At 50.2% G+C, this 14806-nt stretch carries 12 protein-coding genes and 2 pseudogenes; 7 read left to right on the top strand and 7 right to left on the bottom strand.

All coding sequences use genetic code 11. The annotated features are described in order from the left end of the window. Position 1 precedes the first annotated feature (1 nt). Both HED65_RS01345 and HED65_RS01340 read right to left on the bottom strand, forming a co-directional pair. Positions 2-457 carry a VOC family protein gene (locus HED65_RS01345; RefSeq protein ID WP_114977091.1) on the bottom strand — a complete coding sequence of 152 codons (456 nt, stop codon included), beginning with the start codon at positions 455-457 and terminating at the stop codon, positions 2-4. 95 nt (positions 458-552) lie between these two features. Further along, positions 553-897: a DUF1294 domain-containing protein gene (locus HED65_RS01340; protein WP_114977090.1), complete on the bottom strand. Its 345-nt coding sequence runs from the start codon at positions 895-897 to the stop codon at positions 553-555. A 581-nt stretch (positions 898-1478) separates the two neighbouring features. Here HED65_RS01340 and HED65_RS01335 point away from each other — a divergent pair. Both HED65_RS01335 and ttcA read left to right on the top strand, forming a co-directional pair. After that, positions 1479-1778: pseudogene (locus tag HED65_RS01335) on the top strand (tyrosine-type recombinase/integrase); the annotation flags it as partial. A 48-nt stretch (positions 1779-1826) separates the two neighbouring features. After that, on the top strand, positions 1827-2762 hold the full coding sequence (gene ttcA, locus HED65_RS01330) for a tRNA 2-thiocytidine(32) synthetase TtcA (RefSeq protein ID WP_114977089.1): 936 nt from the start codon (positions 1827-1829) through the stop codon (positions 2760-2762). 42 nt (positions 2763-2804) lie between these two features. On the opposite strand, the gene dbpA is transcribed toward ttcA, so the two are convergent. From dbpA to zntB, 3 genes are all read right to left on the bottom strand, one after another. After that, positions 2805-4178, bottom strand: coding sequence for an ATP-dependent RNA helicase DbpA (dbpA, locus tag HED65_RS01325; protein WP_114977088.1), 1374 nt, complete (start codon positions 4176-4178; stop codon positions 2805-2807). 27 nt (positions 4179-4205) lie between these two features. Further along, complete coding sequence (gene ynaL / locus HED65_RS22980; RefSeq protein WP_114977087.1) at positions 4206-4388, bottom strand: proline-rich small protein YnaL; 183 nt, start codon at positions 4386-4388, stop codon at positions 4206-4208. A 273-nt stretch (positions 4389-4661) separates the two neighbouring features. Continuing rightward, the gene (gene zntB, locus HED65_RS01320) at positions 4662-5645 is read right to left on the bottom strand and encodes a zinc transporter ZntB (RefSeq protein WP_114977086.1); all 984 of its coding nucleotides are present in this window, start codon (positions 5643-5645) and stop codon (positions 4662-4664) included. A gap of 197 nt (positions 5646-5842) precedes the next feature. Between zntB and HED65_RS01315 the strand changes: the two genes are divergently transcribed. Beyond that, the gene (locus tag HED65_RS01315) at positions 5843-6973 is read left to right on the top strand and encodes a GGDEF domain-containing protein (RefSeq protein ID WP_114977085.1); all 1131 of its coding nucleotides are present in this window, start codon (positions 5843-5845) and stop codon (positions 6971-6973) included. A gap of 34 nt (positions 6974-7007) precedes the next feature. On the opposite strand, the gene HED65_RS01310 is transcribed toward HED65_RS01315, so the two are convergent. Then, positions 7008-8162 carry a methyl-accepting chemotaxis protein gene (locus HED65_RS01310; protein WP_114977084.1) on the bottom strand — a complete coding sequence of 385 codons (1155 nt, stop codon included), beginning with the start codon at positions 8160-8162 and terminating at the stop codon, positions 7008-7010. A 455-nt stretch (positions 8163-8617) separates the two neighbouring features. Here HED65_RS01310 and HED65_RS01305 point away from each other — a divergent pair, with 455 nt between their 5' ends. The 4 genes and pseudogenes from HED65_RS01305 (at position 8618) to HED65_RS01290 (ending at position 13068) form a co-directional block, all read left to right on the top strand. Continuing rightward, positions 8618-10747 (top strand): putative bifunctional diguanylate cyclase/phosphodiesterase, encoded by a 2130-nt coding sequence (locus HED65_RS01305; protein ID WP_114977083.1) that lies wholly within the window; start codon positions 8618-8620, stop codon positions 10745-10747. A gap of 92 nt (positions 10748-10839) precedes the next feature. After that, positions 10840-12072 carry a sensor domain-containing diguanylate cyclase gene (locus tag HED65_RS01300; RefSeq protein WP_114977082.1) on the top strand — a complete coding sequence of 411 codons (1233 nt, stop codon included), beginning with the start codon at positions 10840-10842 and terminating at the stop codon, positions 12070-12072. 74 nt (positions 12073-12146) lie between these two features. Next, complete coding sequence (locus HED65_RS01295) at positions 12147-12287, top strand: Ecr family regulatory small membrane protein (RefSeq protein WP_147279777.1); 141 nt, start codon at positions 12147-12149, stop codon at positions 12285-12287. Positions 12288-12505: 218 nt separating this feature from the next. After that, a pseudogene (locus HED65_RS01290) lies at positions 12506-13068 on the top strand (DJ-1/PfpI family protein). A gap of 59 nt (positions 13069-13127) precedes the next feature. Here the strand turns inward: HED65_RS01290 and HED65_RS01285 are convergent. Further along, positions 13128-14744 carry a peptide ABC transporter substrate-binding protein gene (locus HED65_RS01285; RefSeq protein WP_114977081.1) on the bottom strand — a complete coding sequence of 539 codons (1617 nt, stop codon included), beginning with the start codon at positions 14742-14744 and terminating at the stop codon, positions 13128-13130. Positions 14745-14806: the final 62 nt, after the last annotated feature.

Below are 14806 nucleotides of genomic sequence, written 5' to 3'. Positions count from 1 at the left end.
CTTATATCCCGTTATCTTTATTTTCAGGATGAGCCGTTCGGATTACCTCAAGCCCAACGCGCTGCCCGAAAGACAGTTCTAACGTGTTACCATCAGGGTCGGCAAAAAAAACATAGTAACCGACGGGATCACCCAGCTCTTCCGGCGCTTTTCTTAACACACCTTCAGCGGTTGCTATCTCCGTTTTCCTGTCGAGTTCTTCACGAGTGGCGCAGGCAATCCCCAGATGACCAAATGAGCCCAGCGGTGTATCGGTTACGTTGTCCGCCTGCACCAGCACAAGGGCGAAAGGACGAGTATGGTCGCTTAGCCACGCCACTTTTCGGGCATCAGGAATATCAGGTTCACGGGAATGAATTACCTCCATACCCGCGTAACGACGATAGAAAGCAATGCTCTTCTCAAGATCCCTGACCATGAACGCGACATGTGTAAAACCGACATCAATATCTTTCATATTAAGATGTTACTCCTTTATCAACTTGTGGCAGTCATCTTAAAAGCTCAAGTTAACTTGATGTCAACAGGCATTTCACCCGTGCCGGCCTGCGCTCATGAAGAGACAAAAGGAGAGAAATGGTAAGCTGCCGCCATCACGGCGATGCTGACAATAACGCTGATAATAAAATACGTTTTGAAGGGTTGCTTTTGGGTTTTATGGCGAAAGAGTTGTTGTCCCAAAATGGCCCCTGGCCAGCCCCCTGTCACACCAAATACCAGCAACGTCGCTTCCGGAACCCTGCGCATACCTTTACGCGCCGCCATTTTATCTGCGCCATACATAACCATCGTCAGCACATTGATCAGCAGCAACCACATCACCACTGGATACGAGGTAAGAATGCTGCCGACCGCAGCGAGGATCAGGAGTAAATAACAAAAACGATTGAGAGTCATAGTACAAGCCAGTGGATGTTAAGCGATTTTGAAGAAGCATTATACGCGATATCACGCATGTATCAGGCTCAGGATATTTATCTTTTGTCATTCGGAGTTGCATTGACCAGCCAATAACTTTGCGCGAGAACAGGTCAACACAGCCAGCCTTTGTGGGTTCGGGTGTAAAGTTCAGAATACCATTTAGAACAACGTAAACCATGAGCTAGCTAAACACGGTGCTTATGTGTAAAAAGGGGGATTCATTCAGTAGGTGTTCATCGTGAAATACATTCGGCTAATTTTAAAGCTCATAACAGCATCACTTTATGTGTTCCTGGTTGTTTTTGGCTCTGGATTTGTAGGTTCCAGTACAACCAATGCAATTAACCTTGAAACACTTAACCTAAATTATTCATTAATTGCAAAGGACTCGGCAGTATACGCAATCTGCGCAACTGGTGCGGCATTGGTTGTTCCACCTGCCCTATATTTCATCCAGCATTATGTCTGGCCAGTGTTGAAGTTTATCGGCTTGAAGATTCGCTACTTCTTCCATGGATACTAAAAGTCTCGCCACTGGCGAAGCGATCTGCTAGAGCCTGCGATTTGTTTTCATGCCCAGGATGAGCAAGGGCATACAGAAGGCCTACTACTCTTTATCGAGTATCGGCTCCAGATTTAACGCAACTGTAAAACGTGCTGGTATTCGCCGCCGGAATCCGTACCATACGCGGCATACTTTTGCCTGCTGGCTTTTATCTGCCGGCGCTAACCCGTCTTTCATAGCCAGCCAGATGGGGCATGAAAACGCGCAAATGGTTTATGAAGTCTACGGTGCGTGGATTGAAGAAATGAATGGCGAACAGGTGTTGATGCTTAACGATAAGCTGGCACGCTGAAAAATTTTGCCCCTATTATGCCCCTATTGGCTCCGAAGGTAGTAATAAATGCAAGAAAATCAATCAAATACAAAGAAAGAGCAATACAACCTGAATAAACTGCAAAAGCGACTGCGTCGTAACGTGGGCGAGGCCATTGCAGACTTCAACATGATTGAAGACGGTGACCGTATTATGGTTTGCCTTTCAGGGGGTAAAGACAGCTACACCATGCTGGAGATCCTGCGTAATCTTCAGCAAAGCGCGCCAGTGAAGTTTTCCCTGGTGGCGGTCAACCTTGACCAGAAACAGCCGGGCTTCCCTGAACACATTCTGCCGGAATATCTGGAGAAGCTGGGCGTAGAGTACAAAATCGTCGAAGAAAATACCTACGGTATCGTGAAAGAGAAGATCCCGGAAGGCAAAACCACCTGCTCTCTCTGCTCACGTCTGCGTCGCGGCATTCTGTATCGTACCGCAAGGGAGCTGGGTGCGACCAAAATTGCGCTGGGCCATCACCGCGACGATATCCTGCAGACATTGTTCCTGAACATGTTCTACGGCGGCAAGATGAAAGGCATGCCACCAAAACTGATGAGCGATGACGGCAAGCACATTGTCATCCGCCCTCTTGCCTACTGCCGCGAGAAGGATATTGAGCGTTTCTCTCAGGCCAAAGAATTCCCTATCATTCCATGTAACCTCTGTGGCTCTCAGCCGAACCTGCAGCGCCAGGTGATTGGCGACATGCTGCGTGACTGGGACAAACGTTATCCGGGTCGTATCGAAACCATGTTCAGCGCGATGCAGAACGTTGTGCCGTCCCACCTCGCGGATGTTGAGCTGTTCGACTTCAAAGGTATCAACCACGATTCAGACGTGGTGAATGGCGGTGATCTGGCGTTCGATCGGGAAGAGATCCCTATGCAGCCTGCTGGCTGGCAGCCAGAAGAAGATGACAATCAGTTCGAAGAACTGCGTCTCAACGTACTCGAAGTGAAATAAAATGATAGCGTCTCAGAAAGAGATTCTGAGACGCTATATCCTTTACTTCAGCAGACGAACGCGGCAGGTTTTCCCTTTAATTTTCCCGTTTTGCAGCTGCTTCCAGGCCTTATGAGCAACCGCCTGGCGAACCGCCACATAAACATGTGCCGGATGCACCGCAATCTTACCGATATCCGCCCCATCCAGCCCCACATCTCCGGTCAGCGCACCTAATACATCACCTGGACGCATCTTGGCTTTTTTACCGCCATCAATGCACAGCGTCGCCATTTCAGCCTCCAGCGGCACGAGACTGACACCGGCAGGTGGGGTCATCCAGTTCAGTTTAATCTGCAGCATTTCTGAGAGAATATTGGCGCGTTGCGCCTCTTCCGGTGCACAGAAGCTGATCGCCAGTCCGCTGTTTCCTGCACGTGCCGTACGGCCGATACGGTGGACATGGACTTCAGGATCCCACGCCAGCTCATAGTTCACCACCAGCTCAAGCGATTTGATATCCAGACCACGCGCCGCCACGTCGGTCGCAACCAGGACACGGGCGCTACCGTTGGCAAAACGGACCAGCGTCTGATCGCGGTCACGCTGCTCCAGATCGCCATGCAGCGACAATGCACTCTGCCCCGCCGCATTTAGCGCATCGCAGACTGACTGGCAGTCTTTTTTGGTATTACAGAACACCACGCAGGACGCAGGCTGATGCTGGCTAAGCAATTTCTGCAGTAGCGGGATTTTTCCCTGCTGCGAAGTTTCAAAGAACTGCTGTTCAATGGCTGGCAGGGCATCAACACTGTCGATTTCAATGGTAAGCGGGTTTTTCTGCACGCGGCCGCTGATGGCGGCAATGGCTTCCGGCCATGTGGCAGAGAACAACAGCGTCTGGCGATCGGACGGTGCGAAACGGATCACCTCGTCAATCGCATCGCTGAAGCCCATATCCAGCATCCTGTCGGCCTCATCCATCACCAGCGTTTGTAACGCATCCAGCGAAACGGTGCCTTTTTGCAAGTGATCCAGCAGGCGACCTGGCGTCGCGACAATAATGTGTGGCGCATGCTGGAGCGAATCACGCTGTGCACCGAACGGTTGTCCGCCGCATAGCGTTAAGATCTTGGTATTGGGCAGAAAACGCGCCAGACGACGCAGCTCTCCCGCGACCTGATCTGCCAGCTCGCGCGTTGGGCACAGAACCATTGACTGAGTCTGGAACAGACCAGCATCAATGTGCTGCAACAACCCAAGCCCGAATGCTGCCGTTTTGCCACTGCCCGTTTTTGCCTGCACGCGTACGTCACGGCCTTCAAGGATGGCTGGCAGCGCGGCCGCCTGGACAGGAGTCATAGTGAGATATCCCAACTCGTTAAGGTTATCGAGTTGGGCGGCAGGCAGAACATTCAGGGTAGAAAAAGCAGTCACAATAATCTCTCGTGGTCATCTTCGCAGTCAGATGGCGCGTATCCTCGCAGATCTCGGGGTTTGATGCGACATTTTAATCGGTTCTTCATCTGGCGGTGGGTCCGGCATTGGCTGCGGACGCGGAATGGGATCGGGCATCGGTACAGGATCGGTGGGGATGGGATCAGGCTGACGCGATTGTTGCAGTTGAAGAGCGAGTAAGATGCTCATCATTCCCTCCAGAAGTTGCTGTCGTCTCTTTTAGGTTAGTCGCTGGCAAACAGGAGGCAAAAAAAAGCCGACTATGAAGTCGGCGTCGTACGAATCAATTGTGCTATGCAGTAATTCAAAAAAGGAAGTAAGACAATATGGAGCGCAACGCCCATCGCTTGACGTTGCATTCACCTGCGGGAGTAATAATGCACCTTACGGGGTAGATGTTTATTGACTTCGCTCAATTAAAAGAGCGTTTTGAACTGCGTAAAACGTGAAAAAAACGAAAATTTACAGCCATTTACTGCGATGTAACCACCATGCAACACCACCAATCACAACAGCTAACATGACGCAAAACGCGGTGAAGCCGTAGCGATAAGCATTCCCTGGAATTCCGCCCAGGTTCACACCAAACAAGCCGGTCAGAAACGTGCTGGGTAAAAATACCATCGCCATCAGAGACATCGTATAGGTTCTTCTCGCAAGGGATTCCTGCATCACCTGGGCGATTTCATCTGCCATCACTGCCGTCCTGGCAATACAGGAATCAATTTCGTCCAGCCCGCGGCCCAGCCGGTCGGCGATATCCTGCATTCTGCGTCGCTGATCGTCATTCATCCAGGTAAGTCTTTCGCTTGCCAGACGGGCATATACGTCACGCTGCGGCGTCATATAGCGACGCATTACGATCAACTGCTTACGCAATAACGCCAGAAATCCACGCGGTGGGATCTGCTGATCGAGCAGGTTATCTTCAAGATCGATGATTTTATCGTGCAACTCTTCGATAAACTCGCTCGCATGATCGGTAAGGGCGTCGCAGACGTCCACCAGCCAACTGCCACAGTCGATCGGCCCGGTACCTTCTTTCAGATCGTTAACAATGTCATCCAGCGCCAGGACTTTACGCTGACGGGTGGAAACAATCAGACCATCATCCATATAGACGCGCATCGCAACCAGCTGGTCAGGACGTTCATCCGTGCTGCCATTAATGCAGCGCAGAGTGATCAACGTTCCGTCTCCCATTCTGCTCACGCGAGGTCGCAGGCTTTCCCCCGCCAGCGCATCGCGCACATTGTTAGGCAAGAGCGGTGTCGAGGCCAGCCAGTCAGCACTGTCCGGGTGGGTGTAGTTCAGGTGTAGCCAGCAAGGATGTTCGTTATCAATGACATCGCTATCTTCCAGCGGTCTGGCACCGCCGCGTCCATCCAGCACCCACGCAAATACTGCGTCAGGAACGTTAAGTTCAGATCCTTTAATGCTCTCCACAGCGCCTCCACCTTTTTAGCTCTTTCGATGTCAGTCTAGCTTTCATCAGGGGTTAAGCAACAACTATGTGCTGCATCGCCCTGAAATCGCTCAGGAATTGAACGTATTGCAACAGGTTCCTGTAGACAGACGCAGGCAAATCATTAGAGTTAATGAAATGCTGCTAGATTGATCTAAAAATATGCTGGGGTAAGTGCGTGACCATAAAAAAGAACTGCGTCGCATTCGATTTGCGCCTGGCAGAAATGCGCGCAATAGCGATAAAAACCAGCATGACCTGGTTCCTGTGGGTGAACATATTGTTCTCGCTGTTTATTCTGGGGCGACGTTACTTTGCACCGATCGGTGTGTTAACACCTTCCCTCCATCCAGCAGGGTTGTTGGAAGGCATGATGGTTATCATTCTTACCCTCTCGGCTGGCGTACTTTTTATACTGCGAATGGCACCACTGCAAAATGCCCCCTGGCTCAGAAGCCTGGCCAGAGGTGTTGTCGTTGGGTTAAGCCTCTGCTGGGCGACGTGCTTTTATGTATTGATTGCCAGCGAAGATATTCGGATCATCTTCCCGTTTGCTGCACTCCTTCTGTTTGCTTCTCTCATTTCCCTCTATTTTGACCCCAGAGTGCTATTAAGTTTTATCGTCCCAGTGTGGGTGACGATTCTGGTTACCACACTCTTTCACCCCACTCAGCTCACCGTCCTGAGCGCCCTGCAATGGGTCTTACTGGCGGGTTTAATTGAATCCGGGAGACGGATCCTTAACCGCTGGTTTATTCTCGCGCTGCAACGTGAACAAGAAAACGCCGATCTTATTCATCAGCTAGGTCTGCTCGCCAACAAAGACCCACTAACCGGTCTAGCCAACCGCCGAAGTTTTGAAGCGCGTATGGATCAGGAAATCGCCAGTCACCAGCAGGATGGAAAAGGATTTGGATTGATTATGCTGGATGTCGATCATTTTAAACTCTACAACGACCATTACGGGCATCAACAAGGGGATCGCTGTCTGATCATGATTGCGGGTGTACTTGAATTGGCGAGCCGGGAAAATGAAGGCATTGTTGGCCGGGTGGGTGGCGAGGAGTTTGTGGTCTTACTCCCCGAGGCCGATGACAGCATGGTGCGGTCGACTGCGGAACGCATTTCCCGCATGCTGGAAAGCCAGGCATTCGCTCACGCCCTTTCCCCAGTTAGTCCTCACGTAACGGTGAGCCAGGGTCTGACGCTCTGGACACAGGGGCAATCGCCCCAATCCGTCATTGGCTGTGCGGACAAAGCACTGTACATGGCGAAGCTGCAAGGACGTAATCGCTGGGTAGAAGCATAAAAAAAAGCCTGGCATACCAGGCTCTATTGTTCCGTCACAGGGAGTGACCGGGTCGCGGGTGGAACGACAAATTACCCGCATGTGATGGCAACGTGATGCCTGCCTCGTCACTGTTATTCAGCCGGAAGTTACGTGTCCGGGTCTGAAGTTCAATCACCTGATTACGCAGCACATCAGATGAACCATTGAGTTCCTCAGCCATCGCCACATTGCTTTGCGTGACCCGTTCAAGCTCGGACAACGCCAGGGTGATCTGAGAAATGCCTTTCTCCTGCTCTGATGTGGACGCGGAAATTTCGTCCATCAACCGGCTGACATTACCCGACCCCGCCACGATTTCATGCATATTCTTTTCTGCCTGAGACACAACAGTGGCACCCTGCGTGACGTTACTGCTGGTGACTTCAATCAGCGTTTTGATATTTTTCGCGGCCTCCGCGCTACGGTGTGCCAGGTTTCTGACCTCCTCCGCAACCACAGAGAAGCCTTTTCCATGGTCTCCCGCCCTCGCCGCCTCGACGGCCGCGTTAAGCGCCAGAATGTTCGTCTGAAACGCAATACCATCGATGAGCGAGATAATTTCTGTCATCTGTTGCGCGCATTCGGTAATGGATTGCATATTGGTGGCGACCTGCCCCATTAACTCTCCTCCCTTGCGAGCCTGTAACGTCGCCACATTCGCCTGTTCACTCGCCAGCCGGGTGTTATCGGCATTGTTTTTGGTGCTCGCAGCCATCTGTTCCATGCTGGCCGCAGTTTGCACCAGAGATGCAGACTGTTGCTCCGTTTTCACCGAGAGTTGCGCACTTCGGGAGGAAAGTTGATCCGATAACGTCATAGCGGTTTGCGACGATGCTCTGATCTCGCGGACAAGCGTGGCAATGTTGCTGGACAGGCTATTAATCCCTGGGATTAATCTGCCTGCACAGTTATTACCGAACTCAGGAATAGACACACCAAGATTGCCTGCGGTCACTTCTTCAATACTTTTTTTCACAGTATTGATCGGTGTCACAAGATACCTGGTCATATAGCTCCAAAGTAAAAATAGCGCAACGAAATTTAATAAATTAAGTGAAACGAAAAGAGAGACATTGCTGGAAAATAGAACAACGACACCTGCATTAACCAAAAAAAGACAAAAAAGGAACCAGGCAATGAAGGTTCTGACACTAATATTTCTTAGCATGATTATACCCACGTTTTATATTTTGGTCGGCATTTAGACTTATAGCATCGGCTCTGAAATTTGTCCTCACAAACACCGTCGGTTTTTTGTTTTACCGTTAGCTACCTGAGATTTGGCTTAAGTCAGACAAAAAGAGTGTATTAGTGAAAATGTTCTGCGTGGCATGCTGCAATACTGGTCTCCTGCCACGTTAAGCGATACCATCCCCTGCGGTGAAGGGTTCTGTTTGCCCTCATATTTAAGGAGCTTTGCTAGAGTTATTCGCATTTGTTTAGCAACGCTAATTTTGTTAATAAATGGAATATATTTTATATTCTTTACTATTTTAGAGTTTTAATATGACTGGCCATTTTTCACGATAAATAACTAATATTGTTTAATGCGCATGTTCGCTGCCAGATAAAGATGTGTCCGGCAGGCGAAATCGGTAACCCTCTCAGGAGTGGGATTGCATAATGCTCAGTATATCGTGGGACCCTGTACTCATCGCCGTCTCTTATCTGGTGGCTTTTATCGCCTCTTTTGTCGCCCTGGACAGCGCCGGGAAAATTCCCCTTTCCAGCCGAAAGGCAGCAATGTTCTGGCGCATTGCCGGAGGCGTCACGCTGGGTATCGGGATTTGGTCCATGCACTTCATCGGCATGCTGTCGATGCAAATGCCAATGATGATGAGCTACGATCTCTGGTTAACCCTTGCCTCTCTTGGTGCGGCAGTTGTTGCATCGACCACGGCCATTAATATTGCCGTCACCGGCAAAAAACTTTCTCCCTTTCGACTGTCCCTCGCCACGGTGATCCTGAGTGCGGGCGTGGTGTCTATGCACTATATCGGTATGGCCGCATTGATGCTGGACAGCAGCATCGTCTGGGATCAGCGCATTGTGGGTTTATCTGTACTGATAGCCGTTATTGCATCCGGCGTGGCATTATGGCTGGCTTTCCGCCTGCGTGATATTCACAAAGGGGTTTTTGTGAGTCGCATTCTTGCCGCTTTTATTATGGGTGCCGCCATCTGTGCAATGCACTATACCGGTATGAGTGCCGCGCATTTTCTTGAAATGTCACATTCCCTCCCGGGCGGGATCAGCGAACTGGGATTATCTATCTGGGTTTCGGTTACTACGCTCACCCTGCTCGGCGTAATGCTGATTATCTCGCTCGTAGATTCTCACTGGCGCACCAATCGTCTGACGGAAAATCTGCGACAACTCAACCGCCAGTTAGAGCTACAGGCTCGCTTTGATGCACTCACTGGGCTCGCCAATCGCCACCAGATGGATATCCGCATGCAGGATTGTCTGCGCAGCGCGTTGCTGAGTAAGAAGCAATTTGCCGTGATTTTCCTGAATGTCGATCACTTTAAACGCGTCAACGATACCTGGGGTCATAACGTTGGTGATGAGTTGTTAATCACGCTTGCACAACGCATCACGGCCCGGCTCACGCGTGAGATGACCCTGGCCAGGCTGGGAGGGGATGCCTTTATCTTACTGGTTCCTGAATGCGACGACGACAAACTCAATTCACTGCTCGCCACGTTACTCGGGGATATGCGTCGTCCTCTTTCAATCTGTGGACACACGTTAAGTACAACCGTCAGCGCGGGGGTTAGCCTCTACCCGCAGGATGGAGAAACGTTGCATGAGCTTAAACTGAAGGCGGATGCGGCTTTACATCACGTTAAAGAGGATGGCCGTAATGGCTGGGCAATTTACCGGACTGAAATGTCGACGGCGGTTCCGGCTAAACCTGGCTTTTTGCAAGAACTCACCCAGGCACTTGAACGCGATCAATTTGAACTTTGGTACCAACCAACCTGGCATGCCGAAGAGAAAACGATTCACGGTTTTGAAGCGCTTCTCCGCTGGCGACATCCTGAGCAAGGGGTGTTACTGCCTAATCTGTTCTTACCCTCGCTGGAACAAACAGGTTTAATTATTCCCGTTGGCAACTGGGCCATTGAAGCAGCATGCCGACAGCTTCATTTCTGGACAGAACAAGGTTTTAGCCAGTGGACATTGTCATTCAACTTATCCCCTGTTCAGTTCGAGCAACCGGACATCTTTTATATCGTATCGTCGATGCTGGAAAAATATAACCTGTCTCCTTCCCGGCTGATCCTTGAGGTGACTGAGAGCACCGCGCTCAAAAATCTCGACCGCAGTATCGAGTTACTCAATGCGTTTAATCATGCGGGGATCACCGTCTCTATTGATGATTTCGGGACTGGCTATTCAAACCTGCTGATGCTGAGCGTTCTTCCGGCAAAAGAACTCAAAATTGATAAAAGCTTTGTGATGTCGATGCTGGAAAATGAAAAAAGCCGCAAGCTGGTTGAAACCATTATCAACATCGCTCGGACCATGGAGATGAATGTGGTTGCAGAAGGGATCGAAACAGAAGAGCAGCAAGCGGTACTGACCAGCCTCGGCTGCGATTATCTGCAGGGGTTCCTTTTTTCCCGTCCTTTACCTGCCGAACAAGTGCCGTGGCTGCTGTTGCAGAAGAACTCAGACAAACAAATTATACCAATTGGTAAAATTCATTCAGAACACGTATTTATTTCGCAAAAAAATCATGCCTGACGAGGTTAAGTAGAGTATGTTTCAAAAGAGCACGCACGAGTCAATCCGATCATGATTGTCAGGCACAATGTGCCGATGAACAGGAAATGCCTATGTCGCAAAATGGTTTTGATGCGCTGAATGTAATAAAAACACCCGTGTGGCTTATTTCAGCTGTTTCGGAACAGATCATTTTTGCGAATGTGGCCGCAGCTCAGGTAATGGGTGACAAAACACTGGATGACTTGCGCAAAGGAATTTATTCCGCGAGTGCGCAAACTGTGCTGTCGATGTACGTTTCTGAACTCAAAACGGAGCAGGAGATCGTCGAAATCTGGACCATAAACCGGGATGGACAAGATGCTCCACTGAGTTGTCGACTCTCGCTGGCCCACTACTCACCCTATGGTGATGTGATTGTTTTCGAAGGGATCTCTTCGCAAATCGTCTCCGGGCTGAAAGCCAGCCGTTCTGCAACCTACCGGCGCAAAAAACAGGGGTTTTACGCGCGCTTTTTCCTGACCAACAGCGCACCGATGCTGTTAATCGATCCTGCTCGGGATGGCCAAATCGTTGATGCAAACCTGGCGGCACTCAATTTTTATGGTTATTCACATGATGAAATGTGCAGTAAACACACCTGGGAAATAAATACTCTGGGAAGAGATGTTATACCCATTATGACCGAAATCGCCGCGCTGCCCGGTGGTCATAAACCTCTCAACTTCGTTCACCGTCTTGCCGATGGCTCCACCCGCCATGTACAGACGTATGCCGGGCCTATTGAGATCTACGGTGACAAGCTTATGCTGTGCATCATCCACGATATCACCGAGCAAAAAAGGCTGGAACAAGAGCTGGAACACGCAGCATCACGTGACGCCATGACGGGTCTGCTCAACCGTCGCCAGTTCTACACCCTCACCGATCAAACCAGCCAGAATCATCTTCCTGCGCAACAGCAATTTAGTCTGCTGCTGGTGGATACCGATCATTTTAAGAACATTAACGATCTCTTTGGTCATCTGAAAGGTGATGAAGTACTTATCGCCCTCTCCCGAACGCTGGAAGCCTGTGGCCGGAAAGATGATCTGGTGTTCCGCTGGGGTGGTGAAGAGTTCGTCATCCTGCTACCGCGCACCTCCCTCGAAACCGCCTTGCTGATTGCCGAATCAATCCGCTCTGCCGTTTCCCGTATCACTATTCCGGGTTTACCTCGGTTTACCGTCAGCATTGGCGTGGCACGACATAGCCCGGGCGAGAGTATTGATGACCTGTTTAAGCGTGTAGATGATGCGCTGTATCGCGCGAAAAATGATGGGCGCAACAAGGTCCTTGCAGCATGAAACTGGAGTATCCAGAAAAGCCCCGTTACAATGCCCACCTCGAATAAACCGAATAGTGGTGGGTAACATCTTCAATGAGTAAAACAGAAATAATACTCATCTTAATTATTTTGAGCCTTATTATATTTGGTTTTTGGTTTATTTTTAGTGGTGAAATCTGGTATCTCGTAGAAATTCTGGAAAACAGTCTCTACCCCACCTTCGATGCGTTATAAACCACGTTTAATTTCTTGTTTCACCTACCGAATTTGTCAGCTATCTGAATCCCTGAATGCCACGTAAAATACGCGGCGTTATCATCCAATAACGTTGATAACAAATCACTAAATCATTTGCTTATGTTGCCCGTGCTCTGACGGGCTTTTTTTATTTCCGGCATTCCAGCCATACCAGGCTATATCTTAATCATCTTTATACATAAAGGTGAGGAATGATGAGCAAGAAGATCCTGATGCTGGTTGGCGATTACGCCGAAGATTACGAAACGATGGTGCCCTTTCAGGCTTTACAGATGATTGGTCATCAGGTTGATGCTGTCTGCCCCGATAAATCAAAGGGCGACTATATCATGACGGCAATCCATGATTTTGACGGTGCCCAGACCTATAGTGAGAAACCCGGTCACCGTTTACGCTCAATGCCGACTTTTCCGCAGTAAAAGAGCAGGATTATGACGCGCTACTTATCCCCGGCGGGAGAGCCCCCGAATATCTGCGGTTAAATGATGACGTGCTGAAGCTGGTACAGGCATTTGACGCCGCGCGTAAACCGATTGCCGCCGTGTGCCACGGCCCGCAACTGCTCGCTGCTGCCGGTGTTCTGAAAGGACGTACCTGTAGCGCGTACCCGGCCTGTGCACCTGAAGTCCGTCTCAGCGGCGGACACTACGCGAATATTGGCATCGATCAAGCACATGTGGACGGTAATCTGGTTACTGCTCCCGCCTGGCCTGCGCATCCCCAGTGGCTGGCGAAATTTAATGCATTGTTAGAATAGTGCTGTAAGTAAAAACTGGCGCAGTTTAGCGCCAGTTTCACTTAGGTAATGGTTATACGTCAGTGCTTCTCAATATACATCGTACGGCTATACGCCACGTCTTCCGGGTTATTGATAGGATACCCTTTCACCCAGGACTTAATCAGACGACCATTGGTGTACTGGTAAATTGGCGCGATGGGGGCTTTCTCCATGAGGATTTTCTCCGCCATGTTGTAGTCCGCATTACGCGCTTTTGCTGTCGTCTCCAGCGTCGCCTGGTGGACAATCTTATCGTAAGCGGGGTCATTAAAACGCGAAATATTGCCGGTATGAGTTGACGTCAGCAGCGACAAGAACGTCGAGGGTTCGTTGTAATCACCGACCCATGAGGCGCGGATCACGTCAAAATTACCGGTGTTACGGCTATCGATATAGGTTTTCCACTCCTGGTTTTGCAGTTTGACATCCACACCGAGATTTTTCTTCCACATGGAAGCCACCGCAATGGCGATTTTCTGGTGGTTTTCGGATGTGTTATACAGCAGGGTCAACTTCAGCGGGCGCTGAGGGCCGTAACCCGCAGCCTGCAGCAAGGTTTTTGCCTGAGCATTCAGCTCCTGCTGTGACATCTGCTCAAACGGTGAAGACTCCGGGGTAAAGCCCGCCGTCACGTCAGGGGTAAAATGCCAGGCTGGCTTCTCACCGGTCCCTAATACCTTTTCCGCCATAATGCGGCGATCGATGGTCATACTCAGCGCCAGACGAACGCGGGCATCCGCTGTCGGACCCTTTTGCGTGTTAAACGCGTAATAATAGGTACCCAGTTGAGGCGGGGTATAAACTTGCCCCGGTATATCCTTCAGGAGTTTCTGATACATGTTTTTCGGGAACGATTCGGTAATATCAATATCTCCCGCCAGATAGCGTTTGGTGGCAGACGACTCCTGATTGATTGGAATGAAGGTCACTTTTTGCAGGACAGTTTTTGCATTGTCCCAGTAATGCGTATTTGGAACGACAACCAGTTTTTCATTTACCACGCGGTCATTAAGAACGTAGGCGCCATTTCCAACCAGAGCTCCGGGACGCGTCCATTCCTTACCACTTTCAACGTTGGCTTTTTGCACCGGGTAGAACGCAAAGCTAGCCGTCAGGTTGCTAAACCACGGGAGTGGCTTATCCAGTTGAACGCGTAACGTTCTGTCATCGACCGCCGTCACGCCCAGCGTATCCGGTGCCGCTTTACCATCAATAATCGCTTGCGCGTTGTTGATACCTGCCAGCGCCGCAAACCAGGCAAACGGAGACGTGGTTTTCGGGTCAACCAGACGCTGCCAGCTGTAGACAAAATCCTTCGCAGTGACAGGGGAACCGTCTGACCATTTGGCGTTATCGCGCAAGGTGAACGTCCAGATACGGTTTTCGTTACTCTGCCAGCGCGTCGCCACCCCCGGAGTCAACTCCCCTTTCTCATTCTGATTAACCAGTCCTTCGAAGAGATCGCGAATCACCTGAATCTCTGGCAACCCCACTGCTTTTGCCGGATCGAGCGAGGCAGGCTCATCTTTAATATGTCTGACCAGCTCCTGTTGTTGCGCCAGTACCGTGCCCTGTGGCACATCAGCAGCATACGAGAGTGTTGAGAGTCCGCACAGACACAGTGCAGCACAAAGACGCGAGACAGGATGCTTCATACGATCCCCTTTAATGAATTCAGATAACAAGCAGATGCGTAATTATTTGTTTCGAAAAAGAG

This window comes from Pantoea sp. LS15 (genome assembly GCF_012241585.1).
Classification (GTDB): Bacteria; Pseudomonadota; Gammaproteobacteria; order Enterobacterales; family Enterobacteriaceae; genus Enterobacter.
The sequence above is the reverse complement of the archived record's forward strand: the minus strand, read 5'-3'. Positions and strand labels throughout refer to the sequence as shown.

Coding starts and splice junctions, on each gene's coding strand:
- ttcA (WP_114977089.1), top strand. CDS start 1,827: ATGCAAGAAAATCAATCAAATACAAAGAAAGAGCAATACAACCTGAAT.
- HED65_RS01310 (WP_114977084.1), bottom strand. CDS start 8,162: ATGCTAAGAAATATTAGTGTCAGAACCTTCATTGCCTGGTTCCTTTTT.
- ynaL (WP_114977087.1), bottom strand. CDS start 4,388: ATGAGCATCTTACTCGCTCTTCAACTGCAACAATCGCGTCAGCCTGAT.
- HED65_RS01285 (WP_114977081.1), bottom strand. CDS start 14,744: ATGAAGCATCCTGTCTCGCGTCTTTGTGCTGCACTGTGTCTGTGCGGA.
- HED65_RS01345 (WP_114977091.1), bottom strand. CDS start 457: ATGAAAGATATTGATGTCGGTTTTACACATGTCGCGTTCATGGTCAGG.
- HED65_RS01295 (WP_147279777.1), top strand. CDS start 12,147: ATGAGTAAAACAGAAATAATACTCATCTTAATTATTTTGAGCCTTATT.
- HED65_RS01340 (WP_114977090.1), bottom strand. CDS start 897: ATGACTCTCAATCGTTTTTGTTATTTACTCCTGATCCTCGCTGCGGTC.
- HED65_RS01305 (WP_114977083.1), top strand. CDS start 8,618: ATGCTCAGTATATCGTGGGACCCTGTACTCATCGCCGTCTCTTATCTG.
- HED65_RS01300 (WP_114977082.1), top strand. CDS start 10,840: ATGTCGCAAAATGGTTTTGATGCGCTGAATGTAATAAAAACACCCGTG.